The organism is Microbulbifer sp. CNSA002 (assembly GCF_047324085.1).
Lineage (GTDB): Bacteria > Pseudomonadota > Gammaproteobacteria > Pseudomonadales > Cellvibrionaceae > Microbulbifer.
Map to the genome: position 1 here is coordinate 2975897 of NZ_CP172449.1, position 22371 is coordinate 2998267.

21 protein-coding genes are annotated in these 22371 nt (G+C 48.4%); 11 read left to right on the top strand and 10 right to left on the bottom strand.

The genetic code is table 11. The features are described from left to right. Window positions 1–53: 53 nt before the first annotated feature. Entirely contained in the window at window positions 54–272 is a 219-nt protein-coding gene (gene infA, locus ACG1BZ_RS13225) for a translation initiation factor IF-1 (RefSeq protein ID WP_010130378.1), read from the top strand. Between the two features lie 96 nt (window positions 273–368). Here the strand turns inward: infA and clpA are convergent, their stop codons facing one another. Both clpA and clpS read right to left on the bottom strand, forming a co-directional pair. Continuing rightward, a complete protein-coding gene (gene clpA / locus ACG1BZ_RS13230) occupies window positions 369–2648 on the bottom strand; it encodes an ATP-dependent Clp protease ATP-binding subunit ClpA (RefSeq protein ID WP_413662223.1) in 2280 nt (759 codons plus the stop codon). Window positions 2649–2782: 134 nt separating this feature from the next. Then, complete coding sequence (gene clpS / locus ACG1BZ_RS13235; protein WP_413662224.1) at window positions 2783–3163, bottom strand: ATP-dependent Clp protease adapter ClpS; 381 nt, start codon at window positions 3161–3163, stop codon at window positions 2783–2785. 265 nt (window positions 3164–3428) lie between these two features. Between clpS and cspD the strand changes: the two genes are divergently transcribed. Continuing rightward, complete coding sequence (cspD, locus tag ACG1BZ_RS13240) at window positions 3429–3728, top strand: cold shock domain-containing protein CspD (protein ID WP_413662225.1); 300 nt, start codon at window positions 3429–3431, stop codon at window positions 3726–3728. A gap of 104 nt (window positions 3729–3832) precedes the next feature. Here the strand turns inward: cspD and icd are convergent, their stop codons facing one another. Beyond that, window positions 3833–5083, bottom strand: coding sequence for an NADP-dependent isocitrate dehydrogenase (gene icd, locus ACG1BZ_RS13245; RefSeq protein WP_413662226.1), 1251 nt, complete (start codon window positions 5081–5083; stop codon window positions 3833–3835). Between the two features lie 149 nt (window positions 5084–5232). Here icd and ACG1BZ_RS13250 point away from each other — a divergent pair, with 149 nt between their 5' ends. The 6 genes from ACG1BZ_RS13250 (at window position 5233) to ACG1BZ_RS13275 (ending at window position 10820) form a co-directional block, all read left to right on the top strand. Beyond that, window positions 5233–5835 carry a pseudouridine synthase gene (locus ACG1BZ_RS13250; protein WP_413662227.1) on the top strand — a complete coding sequence of 201 codons (603 nt, stop codon included), beginning with the start codon at window positions 5233–5235 and terminating at the stop codon, window positions 5833–5835. A 97-nt stretch (window positions 5836–5932) separates the two neighbouring features. After that, on the top strand, window positions 5933–7078 hold the full coding sequence (gene mnmA, locus ACG1BZ_RS13255) for a tRNA 2-thiouridine(34) synthase MnmA (protein ID WP_413662228.1): 1146 nt from the start codon (window positions 5933–5935) through the stop codon (window positions 7076–7078). Between the two features lie 6 nt (window positions 7079–7084). Further along, window positions 7085–7723 carry a high frequency lysogenization protein HflD gene (hflD, locus tag ACG1BZ_RS13260; protein ID WP_413665869.1) on the top strand — a complete coding sequence of 213 codons (639 nt, stop codon included), beginning with the start codon at window positions 7085–7087 and terminating at the stop codon, window positions 7721–7723. A 15-nt stretch (window positions 7724–7738) separates the two neighbouring features. Next, a complete protein-coding gene (gene purB, locus ACG1BZ_RS13265; RefSeq protein ID WP_413662229.1) occupies window positions 7739–9112 on the top strand; it encodes an adenylosuccinate lyase in 1374 nt (457 codons plus the stop codon). A gap of 129 nt (window positions 9113–9241) precedes the next feature. Next, the gene (locus tag ACG1BZ_RS13270) at window positions 9242–10396 is read left to right on the top strand and encodes a JmjC domain-containing protein (RefSeq protein ID WP_413662230.1); all 1155 of its coding nucleotides are present in this window, start codon (window positions 9242–9244) and stop codon (window positions 10394–10396) included. A gap of 1 nt (window position 10397) precedes the next feature. Further along, on the top strand, window positions 10398–10820 hold the full coding sequence (locus tag ACG1BZ_RS13275) for a GNAT family N-acetyltransferase (protein WP_413662231.1): 423 nt from the start codon (window positions 10398–10400) through the stop codon (window positions 10818–10820). 49 nt (window positions 10821–10869) lie between these two features. On the opposite strand, the gene ACG1BZ_RS13280 is transcribed toward ACG1BZ_RS13275, so the two are convergent. Next, entirely contained in the window at window positions 10870–11475 is a 606-nt protein-coding gene (locus ACG1BZ_RS13280; protein WP_413662232.1) for a TMEM175 family protein, read from the bottom strand. A 463-nt stretch (window positions 11476–11938) separates the two neighbouring features. Between ACG1BZ_RS13280 and ACG1BZ_RS13285 the strand changes: the two genes are divergently transcribed. After that, window positions 11939–13267, top strand: coding sequence for an MFS transporter (locus ACG1BZ_RS13285; protein ID WP_413662233.1), 1329 nt, complete (start codon window positions 11939–11941; stop codon window positions 13265–13267). Here ACG1BZ_RS13285 and ACG1BZ_RS13290 read toward each other — a convergent pair. Beyond that, entirely contained in the window at window positions 13229–13816 is a 588-nt protein-coding gene (locus ACG1BZ_RS13290; protein WP_413662234.1) for a flavodoxin family protein, read from the bottom strand. The two genes, ACG1BZ_RS13285 and ACG1BZ_RS13290, sit on opposite strands and share 39 nt — an antisense overlap. Continuing rightward, window positions 13813–14658 carry an arylamine N-acetyltransferase family protein gene (locus tag ACG1BZ_RS13295; protein ID WP_413662235.1) on the bottom strand — a complete coding sequence of 282 codons (846 nt, stop codon included), beginning with the start codon at window positions 14656–14658 and terminating at the stop codon, window positions 13813–13815. The genes ACG1BZ_RS13290 and ACG1BZ_RS13295 overlap by 4 nt, the downstream gene beginning before the upstream one ends. 192 nt (window positions 14659–14850) lie before the next feature. Here ACG1BZ_RS13295 and ACG1BZ_RS13300 point away from each other — a divergent pair, with 192 nt between their 5' ends. Then, on the top strand, window positions 14851–15864 hold the full coding sequence (locus ACG1BZ_RS13300) for an MBL fold metallo-hydrolase (protein WP_413662236.1): 1014 nt from the start codon (window positions 14851–14853) through the stop codon (window positions 15862–15864). Between the two features lie 284 nt (window positions 15865–16148). Here the strand turns inward: ACG1BZ_RS13300 and ACG1BZ_RS13305 are convergent, their stop codons facing one another. Further along, entirely contained in the window at window positions 16149–16583 is a 435-nt protein-coding gene (locus ACG1BZ_RS13305) for a helix-turn-helix domain-containing protein (RefSeq protein ID WP_413662237.1), read from the bottom strand. A gap of 962 nt (window positions 16584–17545) precedes the next feature. Between ACG1BZ_RS13305 and ACG1BZ_RS13310 the strand changes: the two genes are divergently transcribed. Beyond that, window positions 17546–18346, top strand: a complete 801-nt coding sequence (locus tag ACG1BZ_RS13310) for an IclR family transcriptional regulator (RefSeq protein ID WP_413662238.1) — start codon at window positions 17546–17548, stop codon at window positions 18344–18346. Window positions 18347–18381: 35 nt separating this feature from the next. Here ACG1BZ_RS13310 and ACG1BZ_RS13315 read toward each other — a convergent pair whose 3' ends face one another. The 3 genes from ACG1BZ_RS13315 to ACG1BZ_RS13325 all read right to left on the bottom strand — a co-directional run bounded on the left by ACG1BZ_RS13315 (window position 18382) and on the right by ACG1BZ_RS13325 (window position 22231). Next, window positions 18382–19812: a coniferyl aldehyde dehydrogenase gene (locus ACG1BZ_RS13315; protein WP_413662239.1), complete on the bottom strand. Its 1431-nt coding sequence runs from the start codon at window positions 19810–19812 to the stop codon at window positions 18382–18384. A gap of 64 nt (window positions 19813–19876) precedes the next feature. Continuing rightward, window positions 19877–21004 carry an acyl-CoA dehydrogenase family protein gene (locus tag ACG1BZ_RS13320; protein WP_413662240.1) on the bottom strand — a complete coding sequence of 376 codons (1128 nt, stop codon included), beginning with the start codon at window positions 21002–21004 and terminating at the stop codon, window positions 19877–19879. 27 nt (window positions 21005–21031) lie between these two features. Continuing rightward, window positions 21032–22231 (bottom strand): acyl-CoA dehydrogenase family protein, encoded by a 1200-nt coding sequence (locus ACG1BZ_RS13325; protein WP_413662241.1) that lies wholly within the window; start codon window positions 22229–22231, stop codon window positions 21032–21034. Between the last annotated feature and the right edge of the window lie 140 nt (window positions 22232–22371).

Here is a 22371-nt window from a genome sequence, read left to right on the forward strand (position 1 = left end):
CAAAGAGCCTCCGGGGTAAAGGTCTGATCAAGTTATTGTAAGGTTGCTGCCGCATGGCAAAAGACGATTATATTGAAATGGAAGGCGAGGTGATCGACACCCTGCCGAACACCACTTTCCGCGTAAAACTGGAAAACGGACACGTGGTAATTGCGCATATTTCTGGAAAGATGCGTAAAAACTACATTCGCATTCTCACCGGCGACAAGGTGAAAGTGGAGCTGACTCCATACGACCTGAGCAAGGGCCGCATTACGTACCGCGCGCGCTAATTCGCTCAGAGGCCAAATTCCGCAAGGCAATTTGACCTGAAATAAAAAAGCCACCTCTCGGTGGCTTTTTTATTACTTGGCTGAAGCTAATTTACTTTAGGCGGGCACCGCCGTTTTAATCGCAAGCTCATCATCTTCAATGGTGACGCAAACACGCCCACCCTCTTCTGCCAACTCACCAAAGAGCACGGCTTCTGCCAGAGGCTTGCGCAGCTTGTCGCGAATCAGACGGGACATAGGCCTCGCACCCATCTTCTCGTCATAACCCCGCACCGCCAGCCACTCTCGAGCCTCATCATCAACAACCAGTGTCACCTTCGAGTCATCCAACTGAGCCTGCAACTCAACGATAAACTTATCCACCACCGTCTTCACTACATCCAGAGGCAGAGAGCGGAATTGAATAATATTATCGAGGCGATTGCGGAACTCCGGGGTAAACATCTTCTTGATCTCCTCCATTCCATCGGTGGAGTGATCTTGATGGGAGAAACCGATTGAACGACGGCTCATCACCTCAGCGCCCGCATTGGTTGTCATAATCAGGATGACATTGCGGAAGTCCGCTTTGCGGCCGTTGTTATCAGTCAGGGTGCCGTGATCCATCACCTGCAAAAGCAGATTGAATACTTCTGGGTGTGCTTTCTCAATTTCATCAAGCAGTACAACACTGTGAGGGTGCTTGGTAACCGAGTCTGTCAGTAAACCACCCTGGTCAAAACCTACATACCCAGGGGGCGCGCCGATCAGGCGGGAAACCGTATGGCGCTCCATATACTCAGACATATCGAAACGAATCAGCTCGATACCCATCACCTTCGCCAACTGGCGGCAGAGCTCTGTCTTGCCGACTCCGGTGGGGCCCGAAAACAGGAAGGAGCCGATGGGTTTCTCTTCAGAACCCAGACCAGCACGACTCAGCTTAATCGCAGTGCCCAGGGCATCAATCGCGCTGTCCTGCCCAAACACCACCATTTTGAGATTGTCATCCAGGCGTGATAACTGCTCCTTGTCAGAAGCAGACACGCTCTTGGCAGGTATTCTCGCCATCTTGGCGATAACCATCTCAATCTCACAGACCCCAATAACCTCTTTGCGGTCCTCTTCGGGCAGCAAAGATTGGTAGGCTCCCGCCTCATCGATTACATCAATGGCCTTATCTGGGAGGAATCGCTCGGTGATGTGACGACTGGATAGCTGCGCAGCAGCATCCAAAGCTCCATCGGTAAAGCGGACCTTGTGGTGATCCTCAAAGCAGCTTCTGAGCCCCTGCAATATTTGCACGGTCTCTTCCACTGAGGGCTCACTGACATCGATCTTTTGAAAACGGCGCGACAGCGCGCGATCTTTTTCAAAGATACCGCGATATTCAGTAAAAGTAGTGGAGCCTATGCAGCGCAATTGACCGCTGGAAAGTAGCGGCTTAAGCAGGTTAGAGGCGTCCATGACGCCTCCTGAAGCGGCGCCGGCCCCGATGATAGTGTGGATCTCATCAATAAACAGTACGGCGTGCTCGCGCTTCTTGAGCTCCGCCAGCAGCGCCTTAAAGCGCTTCTCAAAATCACCGCGATACTTGGTTCCCGCCAGCAGGGAGCCGAGATCCAGAGAGTAAATAGTGCTCTCTTTCAAAGGTTCGGGGATATCCTCATCGACAATACGCCGTGCCAAGCCCTCAGCAATTGCCGTCTTGCCGACACCGGACTCACCCACCAACAGTGGATTGTTCTTGCGTCGACGAGCGAGAACCTGCGTGACACGCTCCACCTCAGGTGCACGCCCCACAAGCGGATCAATACGACCAAGAATTGCCTCTTGATTGAGGTTGGTGGCATAGCTTTCCAGGGGGTCGGAACCACCTGGCTCAGCGCCCCCACTAATTTCCTCATCTACCTGCTCAGGTGCAGTATCGGAACCGTGATGGTGGTTATTACCACTGGAGCCAACGCGGGAAATTCCGTGGGTGATGTAGTTAACGACGTCTATCCGGGCAACACTCTGCTGCTTCAAGTAGTAAACAGCCTGGCTCTCCTGCTCACAGAAAATGGCGACCAGGACGTTAGCCCCTGTAACTTCCTTTTTACCGGATGACTGGACATGGAATACGGCCCTCTGCAGGACCCTTTGGAAACCCAATGTCGGCTGGGTTTCTCGATCTGTATCAGCCTCCGGGATCAACGGTGTTGTGGAGTCCACAAACTCCAGGAGTTCACGGCGCAATGCACTTAAATCCGCCCCGCACGCATGTAGAACATCTGCTGCGGATTCGTTATCCAAGAGCGCCAGCAATAGGTGCTCAACGGTCATGAATTCATGCCGTTTCGCTCGAGCACCTTTGAACGCTAGATTAAGCGTTACCTCTAAGTCCTTGCTGAGCATCTAAACCTCAAACCCTAATCGCCAATATTTCCCGCCGACTCCGCTGGTAGGCGCGCACCCTTCGCCGGCGTTTATATCCTGGCTGATTCCCTTCAGGTGACGGGACCCTTTGTTCAAAGCAGTTTTTGTCAGAATCAATCCTCTTTGCTTTCGTCCGCTTCAATTTCACATAACAGGGGATGCTCATTCTCTTGAGCGAACTGATTGACCTGTGCGGCCTTTGTCTCCGCTATATCCCGAGTATAGACACCACACACTGCTTTTCCCCGTGTGTGAACCTGCAACATTAACTGTGTGGCGCGCTCCCGGTTTACTGAAAAAAACAACTCCAAAGTCTCAACAACAAAATCCATGGGGGTGTAGTCATCATTGAGCATAACGACTTTATACATCGGCGGCCGCTTCAGCTGCGGCGGCGCCTCCTCAAGGGCCAACCCACCATCGAAATCATCGAAGTACGGGTTGTCTCCATCGGAGTCACTGGAGCTTAGTTTAATGATTCGCGAAGTACTCATAACAATTATCAATGAATTCTATCGAGCCTGAAAATTGCACCCAATGCAACCTTCAATGACGTGACATTGTAACCTTATTTGACCTTTGACACAGCGGTCAGCGGGGAACCTTGACAATCCCCCAGCTGTTGACTACAAGAGGTAGTGACCGCTACATCAAACGTTAGTCGCAGATAGGATCGCAGCCGACTAACCAGCAGGTCAAATAAATATAAAAACTCTGTAAGGTGGCCAGGGGCCACTCAGGCAATTAGAGGGAATCGTTATGCCTACCGGTACTGTAAAGTGGTTCAACAACGCTAAGGGATATGGGTTTATTCTTGCAGATGAGGGAGGGGAGGATCTGTTCGCGCACTATTCCGCAATTCAGATGGAAGGCTACCGAACCCTGAAGGCCGGCCAGCAAGTCACCTTCGATATTATTCGGGGAGACAAGGGCTACCACGCTGCAAATATCTCCGCATTGACCTCCGAAACCACTTCACCCAACACTTCGAGCAAAAGCGAATCTGATGCTGTACACACAGAAAAGTCGAGGGAGAAGGAAGCGGAAGCTGTCGGCTAAGCGAGCCCAGCAAACAGACAATAAAAAAGCCCTTCACCAATGTGAAGGGCTTTTTTCATGGGGCTCGGGCCAACTTAAAGCCAGCCCGGCCTCACGGATGTAGCTTAAGCCATGTGCTTGATAACTTCGTCACCAAACGCAGAGCAGGATTTCAGCTCAGCACCGTCCATCAGACGCTCGAAATCGTAGGTTACGGTTTTGGCTTCGATAGCACCTTCCATACCCTTGATTACCAGGTCAGCAGCTTCGTTCCAGCCCAGGTGACGCAGCATCATCTCAGCGGAAAGAATCAGGGAGCCCGGGTTAACCTTGTCCTGGCCAGCGTACTTAGGCGCAGTACCGTGGGTTGCTTCGAACAGGGCAACGTCGTCGGACAGGTTTGCGCCCGGAGCGATACCGATACCACCAACCTGTGCAGCCAGTGCGTCAGACAGGTAGTCACCGTTCAGGTTCAGGGTAGCAATTACGTCGTACTCAGCCGGACGCAGCAGGATCTGCTGCAGCATAGCGTCAGCAATTACGTCCTTAACAACGATTTCCTTGCCAGTCTTCGGGTTCTTGAAGCTGTGCCAAGGACCGCCGTCCAGCGGCTGAGCGCCAAACTCGTCGCGAGCCAGCTCGTAACCCCAATCAGCGAAGGCACCTTCGGTGAACTTCATGATGTTGCCTTTGTGTACCAGGGTTACAGAATCGCGATCCTGGTCCACAGCGTACTGGATAGCCTTGCGCACGAGACGCTTGGTACCTTCTTCAGAAACCGGCTTAACACCGATACCACAGTTCTCAGGGAAACGGATCTTCTTAACACCCATCTCATCCTGCAGGAACTTGATAACTTTCTTAGCTTCGTCAGTGTCAGCTTTCCACTCGATACCAGCGTAGATATCTTCGGAGTTTTCACGGAAGATAACCATGTCTACCTTGTTCGGCTCTTTAACCGGAGAAGGTACACCGCTGAACCAGCGCACCGGGCGCTGACATACGTACAGATCCAGCTCCTGACGCAGGGCTACGTTCAGGGAACGGAAGCCGCCGCCTACTGGAGTGGTCAGGGGGCCTTTGATGCTAACAACGTAGTCTTTGATCGCTTCCAGAGTTTCAGCCGGGAACCAGTCGCCAGCGTAAGTCTCTGCCGCTTTCTCACCGCAGTAGATTTCCATCCACTCGATTTTCTTTTCGCCGCCGAAAGCTTTTTCTACAGACGCGTCGATCACCTTGCGCATTACCGGGGTGATATCCACACCGATGCCGTCACCCTCGATGAAAGGAATAACCGGGCGATTCGGAACATTCAGCGAACCGTCGGAATTGACTGTAACTTTTTCGCCGTCTGCCGGCACTTGGATATGACCCATATTGCGTAAACTCCCAAAATTCTATGACTTTTTAGGTCCAGCGTTGCTTGCACCGCTCCCCCGGGACCTTAGGGCGGGGATGAAAAACGGCGGGATTATAGCAGCCTCGGCTAATTTTTGTAGTTGGATTACAATACTCAATTTTTCTTATGGCAAAGATTATTCTCCTCAACAAGCCTTTTGGCGTATTAAGCCAATTTACAGATGATCAGGATCGCGCCACTTTGGCTAACTTTATCCAGCACAAGGGATTCTATGCGGCGGGCCGCCTGGACTACGATTCTGAAGGATTACTACTACTGACTGATGATGGAGCGCTACAACATCAAATCAGTCACCCCAAGCGGAAAATGCCCAAAACCTATTGGGCCCAGGTGGAGGGTGAAATTACTGATGATGCCCTTTATATGCTCAGGCAAGGGGTCGACCTGAAGGATGGCCGAACCGCACCTGCCAAGGCCAAGCGCCTGCCTGATATGGAGCCCTGGCCCCGCACGCCGCCAATTCGCGAACGCAAATCGATCCCAACCAGCTGGCTGGAGCTGACTATCTCTGAGGGGCGGAATCGCCAGGTAAGGCGGATGACTGCGGCGGTAGGCTTCCCTACCCTGCGGCTAATCCGGGTAGCGATAGGCAGCTGGAAGCTCGACTCATTAAAGCCTGGCGAGTATCGAACGGAGGAGGTTTTTAGCGCTCCCAAGCCCCGAACAAAGCCGGCAAACAACCGCAATCGACCGCGCCGAAAGCGATAATCTATAACGGAAGATCAAAGCGGTCTTGGTCAAATGGGGCGTTCGCAGGTAAAATTCGCCCCCCTTTCATACCAGTGAAGTAGTGACTGTCCTTCTTATGCCTGATTCCACCCACAACAAACAGCCAAAGCGCGTCATCGTCGGTATGTCCGGCGGTGTGGATTCCTCTGTAGCCGCACACCTGCTGATCCAGCAGGGCTATCAAGTGGAAGGCCTGTTTATGAAAAACTGGGATGAAGACGACGGCACAGAATACTGTACCGCCAAGGCGGACCTGGCGGATGCCCAGGCAGTTTGTGAGAAATTGGGCATCAAGTTGCACACCGCCAACTTTGCTGCGGAGTACTGGGATCACGTATTTGAGTACTTCCTGGCAGAGTATAAAGCCGGGCGCACTCCCAACCCGGACATCCTGTGTAACCGGGAAATTAAATTTAAGGTCTTTCTTGAGTACGCTGAAGTGCTGGGTGCCGATGCAATAGCCACCGGGCACTATACCCGCCGCCGCGATATCGATGGCCGCACCTATTTATTGAAGGGCCTCGACGGCAACAAGGACCAGAGCTACTTCCTACATGCGGTGGGAGAAGCCGAATTTGCCCGCTCGCTCTTTCCTCTAGGAGAGCTGGAGAAGCCCGAGGTTCGCCGTATCGCTGAAGAAAACGGCTTTATCACCCACAACAAGAAAGACAGCACCGGCATCTGCTTTATCGGCGAGCGCCGCTTCAAGGATTTCCTCGAGCAGTACCTGCCCGCCCAGCCCGGCGATATGGAAACCCCAGAGGGTGAAGTCATGGGGCGCCACGCGGGCCTGATGTACCACACCATTGGCCAGCGCCAGGGGCTCGGTATTGGTGGCGTCAAAGGTGCAGGCGAACAGCCCTGGTACGTTGTCGGAAAAAACCTGGAGCGCAATGTATTGATTGTGGCCCAGGGTGCACACCACCCCCTGCTTTATGCAACGGGGCTGGAAGCAACACAAACCCACTGGATTAATGGCGCAGCACCGGGCAAAACTTTCCGCTGCCAGGCCAAGACCCGCTATCGCCAACCAGATCAGGATTGCACCGTGCACCTGCAGGACAATGGCGATTTGGTTGTAGAGTTCGACGAGCCACAACGCGCAATCACACCGGGACAATCTCTGGTACTGTACGATGGAGAAACCTGTCTAGGTGGTGCGGTGATCGAGAAAGCCACGGGAGTTGGCGCCGTAGTACCGGAAAAATACAAGAAAGATTAAGGAGTAATTTTGAATAACTGGCGGGATCAGGCACTGGCACTGGCAGGAATATTCCAATCCGCAACACTGGTGGAGCGCCTGGCCAAAACAGGCTCTGCACCGCAGGAACAGCTGGAAACCGGGGTATATAGCCTCTTCCAGCTCAACCCTGATCGCACTGAAGATATATTCGCCGGTGCAGACAAGCTGCTGCCCGGCTTAAAAGTATCGCAGCAAATACTAAAGACCCGGCAACACCCGGAATATACCGACGGCCTACGCTACGCCCTCTCGGTGATCTACCTGCAGCGACAACTCAGCAAGAATAATGACCTGCTATCAATCATTGGCAGCCGATTGGATAAGGCCAAGACTCAAGCAGAGCACTTCGAACTGACTCACGAGAATGTATTTTCCAACCTCGCCAGCATCTACAGCGATACGCTAGGTACCTTCCGCTTCCGGATTCAAGTACTGGGTGACTTCAATTACCTGCAACAGCAGCGTATTGCCAATCAAATTCGCTCCATGCTATTTGCCGGCATCCGCTCGGCAACCCTATGGCGACAGCTGGGTGGGCGTCGCCTGCACCTTCTGTTCCAGCGCAAAAAGCTTTTGAATGCGACCAACGAATTGATCGCACATATCGAATCTATAGAACACTAATCCCGGAGATTTACTATGACAGTTGAGCTTTCCGCACTCACAGCGGTATCCCCTATTGATGGTCGCTACGAGAGCAAGACTGCCCCCCTGCGTGAAATTTTCAGTGAATACGGCCTGATCCGCGCCCGCGTTGAAGTGGAAGTACGCTGGCTGCAAAAACTTTCCGCACATAAAGAGATCGCCGAAGTTGAGCAGTTCGACGAAGCTGCCAACAAGCTGCTCGACAGCATTGTGGCCGACTTCTCCCTGGAAGATGCTGAGCGCATCAAGGAAATCGAGCGCACCACGAACCACGATGTAAAAGCGGTTGAATACTTCCTCAAGGATAAAATCAGCAGCAATGCCCAGCTGGCAAAAGTGAGTGAATTCGTACACTTTGCCTGCACCTCTGAGGACATCAATAACCTGTCCCACGCCCTGATGCTTCGCGCCGGCCGCGACAACGTCATGTTGCCTGCGATGGAAGCCCTGATTGACGCTATCGTAGGCCTGGCCCAGGACTTTGCCGACGTACCCATGCTGTCCCGTACTCACGGCCAGACAGCCAGCCCGTCTACTGTTGGTAAAGAACTTGCCAACGTGGCCGCGCGCCTACGCCGCCAGGTAGCCCAGATTAAAGCGGTACCGCTGCTGGGTAAAATTAACGGTGCGGTAGGTAATTACAACGCTCACCTGTCCGCCTATCCCAATATTGATTGGGAGCAAAATGCTGAAGAATTCATTTCTTCTCTGGGCCTTAGCTGGAACCCCTACACCACCCAGATCGAACCGCACGACTACATTGCTGAGCTGTTCGACGCTGTTGCCCGCTTTAACACCATCCTGATCGATTTTGACCGCGATGTATGGGGCTATATCTCCCTGGGTTACTTCAAGCAAAAAGTCGTAGCCGGTGAAGTTGGCTCCTCCACTATGCCGCACAAAGTTAACCCCATTGACTTCGAAAACTCCGAAGGGAACCTGGGTATCGCCAACGCCGTATTCCAGCACTTGGCCGCCAAACTTCCAGTATCCCGCTGGCAGCGCGACCTGACAGACTCCACCGTGCTGCGCAATATGGGGGTGGGTGCGGGCTACTCTGCCATTGCCTATGCCGCCACCATGAAAGGCCTGGGCAAGCTGGAAATCAACCGCGAGCGCCTGGCAGAAGACCTGGATAATTCATGGGAAGTATTGGCAGAGCCGATCCAAACGGTTATGCGTCGCTACAACATTGAAGAGCCTTACGAAAAACTGAAGGCCCTTACCCGTGGCCAGGGCATCACCCGTGAAACCCTGAAAGTATTTATCGAGAACCTGGAGATTCCCGCAGAGGCCAAAAGCGATCTGCTGGAAATGACTCCGGCATCCTATATCGGTAACGCCGTGGAACAGGCTCGCAAAATTTAACCGAGCCCAGCTACCAGCCGCACCCAGTGCGGCTGGTCATCTTTTAAAAAATACAAAAGTACGCTGGATAGTTTCCGAACCTCAGAATATCCAGATACAAACCCCAGCCTTCTGACAGTGAGAGTTACCGTGGCCAGCCCCCTTACCCATCTTGGCGACATGCCCATCGAAGTTTTTATGCGTGACTATTGGCAGCAGAAACCCCTGCTGATACGCAATGCTTTCGCCAACTTTGAATCACCCATCTCGGGTGAAGAACTCGCAGGTATGGCCCTGGAGGAAGCGGTCGAGTCTCGCTTGGTATTGGAAAATGGTGAAAGCGGCCCCTGGGAGCTGCGCACAGGTCCATTCACTGAAGAAGATTTTCTCTCCCTCCCTAAAACCCACTGGACCCTGCTGGTACAAGCTGTCGATCAGTGGATGTCAGAAATTGCTGAACTAAAAGATTTCTTCCGCTTTATCCCCGACTGGCGTCTGGATGATGTGATGATCAGTTACGCCGCCGATAAGGGCAGCGTTGGCCCCCACTACGATCACTACGATGTGTTTCTTCTCCAAGCCGAAGGCAAACGCTTGTGGCAGCAAGGCCCCAAAGTGGATGAAAGCAATCCCCGCCTGGAAGGAACGCCCCTCAATATCCTGAAAGAATTCGAAGCAGAAAATAGCTGGGTACTAGAGCCCGGCGATATGCTCTACTTGCCGCCCCAATACAGCCATTGGGGAATAGCCGAAGGTGGGTGCACCACGATCTCTATTGGTTTCCGCGCCCCTTCCGCCGCAGCGATCCTCGAAGATCTCGCCGCTGAAGTTGCTATGGATTTGCCGGACAGCCAGCGTTACACCGATGCCCGTGCTGAAGTGGCGAAAAACCCAGCGGAAATTGACCCCGCCTCTGTTGCCCGCCTGCAACAACAACTCGGCGAATGGCTGCAGCAGCCGGCGAAAATCGCCCAGTGGTTTGGCGCGATTATGACCGAAGCGAAATACCCGGATACTGTCGCCCTGGACGCTGACGACGCTGCAGACTGGCGCGAACAAATGCCCCAGGGAGCACAACTGGTTTTAAATCCCGCTTCCCGCACCGCCTTTTGCCGCGAGCCAGCCACTTTATTTGTTGATGGTGAAGCCTTCCCCTGCCCCCTGGCATTTGCCGAGCAGTTTGCTGAATCCCATGAAATATCCTGGGATGATATCGAAGCCTTCCCGGAAATTGCCGAAGACAGCGGCATTCTCGATCAGCTGGTTGCACAGGGCACCCTGATCTACCCTCCTGAGGATTTCTGAGATGCCAGTAGCTATACGCCTAGCCGATTGGGACACTGACCGGGACGCAATTCGCTCAATACGCGAGGCCGTTTTTGTGCAGGAACAACAGGTACCCGCAGACCTGGAATGGGATGATCAAGAGGAGACATCCCAGCACTTCCTCGCCTACCGCGAAACAACTCCGGTTGCCACCGGACGCCTCACCCAAGACGGAAAGATTGGTCGTATGGCTGTGCAGAAGTCTTCACGTGGGTGCGGCATCGGGGCCCAGCTATTGCAGGCCATCTGTGAGCGGGCGAAGGAACAAAACTTTCAGCAAGTCCATTTACATGCACAGCAACATGCTGAGGGGTTCTACTTGCAAGCTGGGTTTGAAGTGAAAGGCGACGTGTTTTACGAAGCGGGAATTCCCCATATCAAAATGGTGCGCAGCCTGATTTGACCATTTTGAGGCCTGCCACCAGCAACCATATGACAGGCCCGGCCCCACCTCAACTCTCTACTGGGGCATAGCGCTTCTCGACAAAGTGAGCCAAAGGCGCTATCCCCAACACATACACTATCCAAAGCCCAAGCCCCCAATAGGGATTGAAAAGGGTCAACAAGCACGCCAGGATACTGGTACACAACATCACCATGCTGACCACTAGTACACGGTGCGCGGATACGTTCGTTCGGTTCGCAGCGACACACCACATACCCGTAATTGCGATAGCGGCCACCGCATAGCTGGCTGACAATAAGATCACTGACCAAACCTGGTCTGGATATTCCCCCATCAAACTTGCTGGAAAGGGAATGAACGCCACCGCCCCCAATAGCAAAAAGTTAAAACTGGTAAAGGCAACCGATTTAAATTGGTGATCCGACATCAGATGATTGTGGGTAAGCCATAGCCGGCAGAGAATCGCAAAGCTCAGTATCCAGGAAAAAAAATGGGGCAACTGTTGAAGAATATTGCTGTGGAAATCCTCGCCCGGCTTTATATCCTCCAGATCGGGAATCTGGATATTAAAAACCAACAGCGTCATAGCGATGGCAAAAACGCCATCACTGACGGCATTAATACGGCTAGCCAAGAAAGACTTTCGACGCATGGGCCACCATCGATTGCCAAGGTTGCATACTCATTAAAGCCCAGTCCCGAAGCAGGATCTCACCTCCAGTTTCAAGATGCCAACAGCGTTCACACCACTCACATCCCTTCCACCTGATAACGAGTCACGGAATGTTTCTATTGGGGAGATGAAATCATATGATAACGACTTTGTAAGTGTATTCTTTTAAATAAAGGGTCTATTAAGGCTCCTCAATACGGCACCGCCTAGCAAATAGCATTCAACTTCAACAGCCGTTGGCGATACTTTGATCAAACCTAGCTGCCCGATCGATTTCAATCCTGCTTACTATCAACTACTTGTGGTCGGGCTACGGCTCCTAATTGCTCTAAGATCTATCTAATGCGACTTGTTTCATATCCATTTAAAACCCTAGCGCTTTATCTCTATTGGTCGCTGCAATCATAAGCAGGAGTTGAGGAGTCAAGCCCAAGGCCGAGACGTGGCAATAGACACCGATAAAGAAAAGCCTATGGGGCGGAAACACTTCCGCTACGCGTCTTGGACAGTTGCAGTCATATTTTTCAGCGCCAGCGTAACCAACTCAATCCTATTTGCCCTACTATCACCTAGCCTCACTCAAGAACTCAATCTCAACCATCAAAGCTTAGGGATGCTGGGAGGATATTACTTTGTCGCCTATTCTATTGGTCAACTGACACTTGGTTCACTATTGGGCCCTATAAGTCCACGGTATTTACTGAGTATCTCAGCCGCCCTCGCCGCTAGCGGCTGTGTAATTTTTGCCAGCAGTCATTCTTTCGGAACAGCCCTTACAGGGCAGCTCTTAGTCGCACTTGGATTATCCAGTAGCTTTTTGGGAGTTATCTATGTTATCGGACGGGATTTACCTAATAAGTTTTCACTGATGGCCGCTGTTAGCCAAGGACTAGCTAATTTCGCAGCAGCTTCACTCTCATTACTTATCGGTTTGTTAGATACCGAAGTCTCATTCCGGGAGCCCTACTTCATCGCAGCGGTATTTTTTATTTGCCTTGCTGTGCTGCTATTTATTTTAATTGGCAGCAATCAAAACTCTTCCCATGAACTCTCTGCCAAAAAAGCCTCTCAATTTGACAAGCTAAATTCATGCTTCAAATCAAGAGCTTTTTGGCTGGCCCTCACCTTCTATTCCTGCCTTTTCGGCGTAATTATCGCCTACTCTGATTTATGGAATATACAGTTCCAAGTTGATTTTTTTCGTGAAACATCCAGAGAAAGTGCCCTACTCAATGCGATGATTTCAACGGGTATCATTATCGGCAGCTTTATTATCGGTGCTTGGTCTCATTATCGGGGAGATTATGTAATTCCAGCGAGAACTTTTAGTTTCCTCTCAATTATTGCTGTCACAGCTTTACTGAGTATTCACTTGTCGGACTCCTGGACTTTGACGGCAAATTTTCTCTTAGGATTTGGCCTCAGCAGCTCAATTCTATCTCTCTCGATAGTACAATCTGAACTTCCTGAAAAGGCGCACGCCATTGCCTCTGCCCTTATTGTAACTGGGGGCTTTGTCTTAGGAGGGGTAATTCAAACCCTTATAGGGCTCTCACTTGATCAAGATATAGAGTTCGCTTATATCCGCTCCCTCAGCGATTTATTAGCCAGACTTTTTGACTTTGCTCCACAACCAACACAGAATTTCTACAATTACCAAGCGGGATTTCAGCTAATCGGGATTATCGTCATCGTAGGCTGCATCAGCAGCCTACTTTTGAGCAGTAAAAAGCTAGTCAAGAAACGTGGTCCTAAAATCGGAAGTTCGTAGTGCTAAGCCTGCGATTCGACGCCCTAAATGTACGGCTGTAAGTCGGTCCAACTCATGAATTTCACCAGCTCCCTCAGCGACAGCTACCAAGCCCGACTGACAACCACCCCGGTTTCTACCCAGGGAATCTTGACTCGGTAGAATATCCAGGGGAACCCACAACATGCCCATTTGTGCAGCAAAGACCTGTAGAGTCCTGATGGTACCTAGCTGATCACCACTAAAATTACTACCAACAGTAAATCCTGCAGCTAACTTATCCAGCCAGCACCGATCTCCATAGCGTTCACTTGCTGCATCCATAAATGCTTTGAATTGAGCGGAGACAGTACCCATAAAGGTCGGCGAACCCATTACTATGGCTTCACATTGATCCAACTGAGCTAATAATGACTGGTCTTCATAACGTCCGTGACGAATGCTCTCTCCCTGAATCTCAAGGGCAACACCAATACACTTCTCTAGCGTGTTAACCCCCTCCACCACGGACTCCGCAAGAACTTTACTGCAGCCAGATACAGAATGGTAAACAACACCTACCCTCTTCATATGACTCGCTCCGCTATGCCGCCTGACTCAAATATCCGGCCTAACTTTTGATCAATTTCTCTGCCAGCCGGCACTTCTATCCCAAAGATATCCAGTAAAGTAGCCCGAAGCTCATCAACATCCGCTATCATGACAACACTCTTGGAGCCTAAAAGTGGTTGATAGCTTAACTGTCTATTGAAAAGTGTATGCCGCCCCTCTGGGAAAGACCGAGCAACAATCAAGTGCTCTACAAACCTGGATTCTGGGTGCGTTGAGCAATACCAACTACCAATTTTATAATCGCCATGAGTTTTAGGTTTCAAGTCAAAGCTGTACATAGGTTGCCAACCACTATCGGTTGTAACCTCTAACAGGTACTCATCCCCTATTAAAGTAAAGCGGTAAACACCATGCGGTGTGCTCTGACGATCACTGGAGTCAATATTTAGTGGCGCAGTCAAAGTGTTACTGCCGAATCCCGCATCAATCAGAAAGCGTGCGCCCTCAAGCTCCACCATCAGAATCATATGCGACTGAGCGGGTTGATGCCCTATCGGCATTTGCCACAGTATCCGCGCGGCGAGGTTCATAACTTTAAAACCGATTTGCCCTAACACTGCCCCTAATAAGGCATTTTGCTCGTAACAATAACCTCCACGTTTTTGTTGTACCAACTTGGCCTCAATAGATTCCAACTCAATATCCACGGGGCTTCCCAAAAATGAAGTGACGTTCTCGAATGGAATCGTACGGACGTGCTGGGTCAACAACTGCTGTAGACACTGCAAGTTAGCACCCGGGGCTCCATCAAAATTAATACGGTCTAAATATTGCTGCAAGTTAATACCAGGGGTACCCATCTCGATTGTCTCCTCAAAATCCGGGCTCATAAACAATAGACGGGAGCTTAATACCTAAACCTAACTTGAGGTCAATAGCTTTTTTCCATCTTCTACACTGCTTATCAATCAGAAGTTAATCAAAGCCAAAGCTCAGGAAGACCCCTAGCCAGCGTAATCTTCAATATTGCTAAACAATCAGGTAGCGACTAAGTGGAAATACTGTTTTTGGGGACATCATCAGGCACTCCGACCAAGCAGAGGAATGTTTCTGGTATTGGGCTAATAGAAAGCCTGGGAAAGAACTGGTATTTGATCGACTGTGGGGAAGGTACCCAGCAGCAGATTCTACATACAAACTTATCACTAAACAGGCTAAGTGCAATCTTTATCACCCATAAGCATGGCGATCACTGCTACGGACTCCCTGGTCTACTTGGTAGCTCAGGAATGCAACGAAGGACAAGACCACTGACACTTGTTGCTCCTGGGGCCGTCTATGATTGGCTTCTATCAACTCAAACAATCACAGAACTCTATCTTCCATTTGAACTCAACTTCATTCCTGTTGAAAATTTACCCCAAATAGAAATAGGACAGTTCACCACAACCACTATACAACTTTCCCACAGGGTCCCCTCTTATGCGTACAGTTTTACAGAAAGATATGTTGAGGTTACATTAGATACACAAAGTTTACTTGCCACCGGTATCCCTAAAGGACCGCAATGGGGGAAGATAAAGAACGGTATCGATGTCGTTCATCACGGTAAAATATACACTGCAACGGACTTTATTCTAAAGCCGAGGCCTCCACGTAATATTATAATTTGCGGAGACAATAATAACCCTGAGCTTTTAAAAGATACCTGTGCCAACTGCAATGTCTTAGTGCATGAATCGACTTATGCAAAAGATTTGGCTCAGAAAGCGGGGCATGTAGGGCACAGCTATTCCACCCAAATAGCCTCTTTTGCCGAGGGCCTTTCAATTCCCAACCTGGTTCTCACACATTTCAGCACACGCTACCAAAAAGATAGCAAGGCGAGCTGCTCAATTGACACTATCAGAAAGGAAGCGCAGTTGATTTATAAGGGACAACTATATTTAGCTGAGGATTTTATGCATCTTTTATTGAAGAAATCTGGAAAACTCCTCCATATACAAAAAACCAGCGCTAAAGGCTATGCGGCAACTACACGTGGATATTTACCCTCTAACCTTTAAGGTATTATGTATACAAAGTCTAAATTTTCTACCCAGTAAAATAAAAAGCTACATTTAACACTTCTTTTTAGTCATCACTTTTCCAGCCATTAGAGATTCTATATTTCAATGCACGAGCAATCACACTTGCGCATCGTACCCACTCAATTTTAAATCGGGATATAAGACAGCTACAGAGTGCAGCAGACTATGCCCTATATTTTGCTTATCATATTTCTACTAGTGACTCATTATCCAACAGTATAAAAGTATAACCCGAACAGTTGTCAAAAAATCACCACTATTCACCAAAAAAGTTCCGGAAATTTCAACCCTGCTCGCTGAATTCCATTCCATAGGACTAAAGATATTGAACCCAGATAAACTGCAGAAATGAATAGCGTAAATATGCTAATTTGATATGGAGATAGCTCTGATCTACTAAAATAGATGGATACCAAACTACAAAGATGGACAATAGTTAAAATACACATCACCAACTTGTAAACAGCCATTTTATTTTTATCGCTAGGTTCTGGATTAGTTATTAATAACTTTTCTCTAGGTAATTCCAGTGCAGAACTAAGTGCGCTTAATGACTCTCGTGAGCAGGCTCCAACTTTTTCAATCCTTTGTATAGTTCTCAAGCTGACGCCACAGATATCAGCCAGTTGCTGCTGTGTCCAATTATTGCTCTCACGAGCTTTTTTAATTAGTGCAATGTTTACGTTCATATCCATCTTTCTTTCCAACACATTAGAAGTTTCCATCTAAAGTACTTAGAAAGCTCCCTTAACTCTACGAAACCTTTACGACATCATATGACACAACAGTGTAAACGTCTAAAATTTAGCCGATAACGGGATGCCCGACTTGCAGAACATGGTACAAAGTTAGCAATTTCGAATAGCTGCAACGATAATAGTCGTCTCACATTCATCTGTGATACACAATTATTTGCGTTCCAATCAATATACTCTTTTGAGATCAAAAAATTATAAATTATATGAATAAATAAATGCTTGCAAGCCTCAAACAACAAGCGTATATGAGCCACCTATTCATTCCATATAGAACAACCTATATACCTTGCCCTGCGCTCGATTTGTGACTCCATGCATACGGCTTAATATATTAACTGAATTAGACTGTTATTCCTTATAAAAACACTTACTGTAACTCTAAGCACACAAGATGTGTACCATTTACAATTAATACCATAGGTTTGAATTAGCAGCTATGTGAAAGTAAATGTTAGGGACCACTTCAAACTAATAACGACTTTATGAAACTCTCTCTAGGGAACATCTTACTTTCACCTTAGACCTCGCACCTGAATAGCCTGCCGCATCTCACTATCAAGAGTTATTTTTTATACGCCAGTAAGATCGAATACCCAACCTGACATCCATTTATAAATAGCCGTTCAAGCTCTTTTAAAAATTCATATCAAGTGTTGATCGCAATGCTACAAATTACATTTACGCTCAAACATTTACCTTTACTATAAATCGTTATTTCATAGAGGTAATTTAAGCTTCACATACCCTAACCATAAAGAGCACCCACTGTTTAATATACTCCTGATTAGTATTTTTCGAAGTCAGACAGGAGCAAAATTAACATATAAACCTTAGGGTGTTCACTTTAGCTCTGGATACAAAACTTATATACTTATTAGCAACAAAGTAGGACAAAGCCAATGGTTTCCCTAAGTGACCTTCCAAGAAAAAAAGATACCGAACCAGATCGAAAATTTATTGAGGCTTTAGCTCGCGGGTTGGATGTGCTCCGAGCTTTTCAACCTGGCGATGGCTTTCTGGGTAATTTGGAGATCGCCCAGCGCACTGGCCTGCCCCGCTCCAGTGTTTCCAGACTGACTTATACTCTGACCAAATTAGGCTATCTGACCTACTCTGATCGAATGGAAAAATATCAGCTGGGTAGTGGCGTCCTGGCTCTTGGTTATGCTTTTGTCTCAAATCTCACAGTCAGGCAGGTAGCCAAGCCTTTAATGCAGGATCTAGCCAATTCTACTGGTACCGCTGTTGGTCTCTCTGATCGGGACCGGCTGGATATGATTTTTGTTGAGTTCTGCGCTCCAGCAAATGTCACAACTTTTCGCCATGAAATCGGTAATCGCGTACCCATAGCTTCCAGCGGCTCCGGGCGAGCTTTTTTGGCAGCACTCCCTCAAGAAGAACGGGAATATTTTTATGGCTACCTGGAGAAAAAAGCTGGTGATCAATGGCCAACGATCAAAGCCGGTATTGAAGAAGCGGTCACCAGCTACCAGCAGCGCGGCTTCTGCTGCTCTTTTGGCGAGTGGAATCGCGATGTCAACGGTATCGCAGTACCTCTCTCTTTAAGCCAGGGTCATATTTATACTTTTAATGCTGGCGGACCCGCTTTTAGGCTTAACCCGGAATACTTAGAAAATGAAGTAGCTCCTCTGTTGAAAAACCTGGTAGGTAATATCGAAGCTATGTTAATCCGATATTAGTCGACTCAAACTCCAGATCTTCTCAATCAGTACAGCTACAGCTTGAAACGCAGTAGAAAGTTGAAAATTTTATCAAATCTTTGGCCATAAGGTGGTCGTAAAGGCACCGCCGCTGACTTTTTGGCTTGTGTAAAGATCGGTCGTAATTTTGAGAATTCCAAAAAACCCTCATAAGCGTGATATTGCCCCATGCCACTCGCCCCAACACCACCAAAGGGCAAGTCTGCCTGGGAGACATGCATCGCGCAGTCATTGATACAAACACCTCCAGACATTGTGCTTTTGATAATCTTTTCCTGAACATCTCCGCTAGAACTGAAAATATATAATGCTAAAGGCCTATCTTTACTATTTATGTAATCTATCGTATCAGACAGATTCCTATACGTAAGAATAGGTAAAATAGGGCCAAATATCTCCTCGCGTAGCAGACTCATGTCTTCTGTCGGGTTTAACACTAAGATGGGAGCAATTTTTTGCAAACCCTTATTGTTTTCAACATCTAATAACGGCAGAACTATAGCCCCTTTCTCCAGAGCATCCGTTAGACAAGTATTCAGCCTATTAAACGCCTTTTCATCAACAATCGAAGTATAATCTTCTGAATTTAAAGATGGATACCATTTGGGTACAAGTCTCTTAGCCGATTCCAAGAATCCTGAAAGTTTTTCTTCAGGAATCAATAAATAATCTGGAGCTACACAAGTTTGGCCCGCATTGAAGAATTTTGAGCTCAAAATACGTTCCGCAGCAATATTTTCATCAAAGTCGCCACATATTATGGCTGGAGACTTACCTCCCAGTTCTAGTGTCACAGGAGTTAGGTGATCCGCAACTCTCCGCATTACCACTTTTCCTACTTTGCCAGATCCAGTAAAGATCATGTGATCATATGCCTGGGCTGTAAACTCCGTAGCGCTCACTCCAGGAAGAATAGCTACCAGATCCTCTGAAAAGAATCTATTAAATAACTGATGTAATAATGCAGAAAGGGCACGCGAGTTAGCAGCCATCTTGATCATACAGCGATTCCCTGCGGATATCGCACTCACCAAGGGCCCAACAGATAGAAGTAGTGGGTAATTCCAGGGGGTAACAATAGCAACCACCCCTTTTGGTTGAGGTAATACTCGATTTTTTACTCCTCGAAGTAGCAAAGGCACATGACGTTTCTGAATTTTCATCCACTTTTTTAAGCGCTTACGAGTGTAACGAATCTCCTCGATACACCCATAGATCTCTGCAATTTTAGTTTCCTGGATGGCACGATTACCAAAATCCTCGCTTATTGCCTTTGCTATGGATTTCTGGTTTTCCAGGATCAATTGCTCTAATTTTTTTAAACTTTCCAAACGCTCCTGAAGACTCGGGTAGGGGTTCCTATTAAATGCATCCTTTTGAAGTTTAAAAACACTCTCTACTTTACCTATGCTCACAGATCTGGTGTGCTCGACAACTTTTTCCATGTGTGTGCCCTCACAAAGTGGCAAGTAGAGAGTGAGTTTGGCCGTATAGTCAGTGCTTTATGATTTACAGCTTGGCAAATCGTAAAGTGTGGTAATCAGTACTGCCAAATAGGTACTGAGTTGTTGTTAGACGCTTAAAGTAGTGACTTACATCCAACTCCTCAGTAACCCCTATACCGCCATGTAACTGTATCGCCTCTTGACCGATAAACCGCGCAGCTTTACCAGTACGGCTTTTTGCAGCGGATATCGCCTTAGGCGCAACTCCGTTATTGCTATCAAGCTGTAGCGCAGCCATCAACAATATTGAGCGCGCTTGCTCATACTCAGTAAACATATCCACCATGCGGTGCTGTAGTGCCTGGAACTTGCCAATAGGAACACCAAACTGCTCCCGCGTCTTAGTGTACTCAACTGTCTTCTTATAGATCCTTTCCATAGCTCCAACAGCTTCTGCACACAATGCCAACGTCGCTCTATCAACAGCCTTTTCTATAGCTCCTAAAGCCGCCCCCTCTTCCCCTATCAGATTAGCTATAGGTACTTTCACGTTATTGAATTTAATTTCGGCGGCACGGTGTGCATCCACAGTGGCATATCCATGCCGCTGAAGCCCTTCTGTATTAGGATCGACAAGTAGTAAGGTGATCCCCTCACGATCTCGCTGTGCTCCGCTCGTCCGCACAGCAACTAAGAATTTATCTGCTACGTCACCATTTAGAACGACAGCTTTATGTCCATTCAGAAGGTAATTGTCTCCATCCTTTACCGCAGTCATGGCTATATCAGTAAGGTTATAGCGACTCTGTGACTCAGTAAAAGCGAATGCCAATTGCAATTGGCCTTCCATTAACATTCCCAGGAGTTCTCGCTTTTGCACCTCACTAGCGCAGTCAGCGATAAGACCACCACTGAGAACAACACTGGCCAGGAAAGGCTCAACCACTAAACCTCGGCCGAACTCCTCCATAACCACCATCAAGTCTACGGCGGAGCCTCCTAGGCCTCCATCATCCTTTCCAAATGGCACCATTAACCAGCCGAGTTCCGCAAATAGCTTCCAATTTTCCTTACTGAAGCCAATATCGTTACTCACTATTTTACAACGACGGTCAAAGTCATAATCCTGCTGGATAAACTTGCTCACACTGCTTTGCAGCATCCGCTGCTCTTCGCTGTAGGAAAAATCCATCGCTTAAGTCCTCTTTAGATGCTGCACTTACAGGCCAAGTACCCATTTACTGATAATATTTTTCTGAATCTCATTACTTCCGCCATAAATTGAGGATTTACGGTTATTTAAGTAACGAGGCACACTGCTGGCAATAACACCGGGACCCACCCATTCTCCGTCAAACCCGCTCCTAAACTGCTCTCTCACAAACGGCATTCCGTAGTAACCCGCCGTCTCCATATACAGTTCATCGATAAGTTGAGCGACTTCGGTTCCTTTGATTTTAAGGATGGAAGATTCCGCTCCTGGGGCACCACCTGTACTTACCGCCGCAAGCGTACGTAGTTCAGTAAACTCCAGGGCCAAGAGATCAATTTCAACTTCGGCCAGTTTTTGGGCAAAAGCCGGATTCTCAAGCAGACTACTTTCTCCATCGCAGGTCTCTTTGGCTAAATCCTTTAACGTTTGTAAGCGTTTCTTGGATTTTGCCACCCGCGCAATACCGGTGCGTTCGTGGGTTAGCAAAACCTTGGCGTAAGTCCACCCTTGCCCCTCCTCGCCAATACGGTTTTCTACCGGTACCCTCACATTATTGAAATGGACTTCATTTACTTCATGGTGACCACCCAAGGTCATAATTGGCGAAACCGTAATACCGGGGTGTTTCATATCAATTAGCAAGAAGCTGATAGCAGCCTGGTTCTTTACTTGAGGCCCACCAGTACGAACCAAACAAAATATCCAGTCTGCAAAGTGACCCAAGGTATTCCAGGTCTTGGTGCCGTTGACAATATACTCATCGCCATCACGGACAGCTGTTGTTTTTAAGGAAGCTAAATCTGAGCCAGCATTTGGTTCCGAATACCCCTGACACCACCAGACATTACTTGCCAGGATGTCAGGCAGAAATCGTTGCTTTTGTTCTTCACTACCGTAGGTAAAGATCACTGGAGCAACCATTTTTAAGCCGAAAGGAATCAACTCTGGTACACCATAGTTAGCACATTCGTCTGCCCAAATGTGTTTCTGAGTAGGTGTCCAACCGGTACCTCCATATTCAACCGGCCAATTCGTAGCTGCCCACCCTTGCTCATAGAGTATTTTTTGCCAGCGAACAAAATCCTCTTTCTCCAGGGGGATTTCCTTCAGGGTTTTCTCTCTAATATCTTCAGGAAGTTTCTCTTGGAGAAACTGCTGGACCTCCTGCTGAAAAGCTAACTCTTCGGGAGAAAAATCTATATTCATTCGCCTGCTCCTTTATTAGTCGGCGCATTGAACAGCAGCTCCTACAAACTGCTTCTATCACAATCTTGCACAGCAAAAATACGCAATCTCTTGAAAGATCCCCGGTACAGGCGGAACTAGTGTTTAACAGATTCACCTCG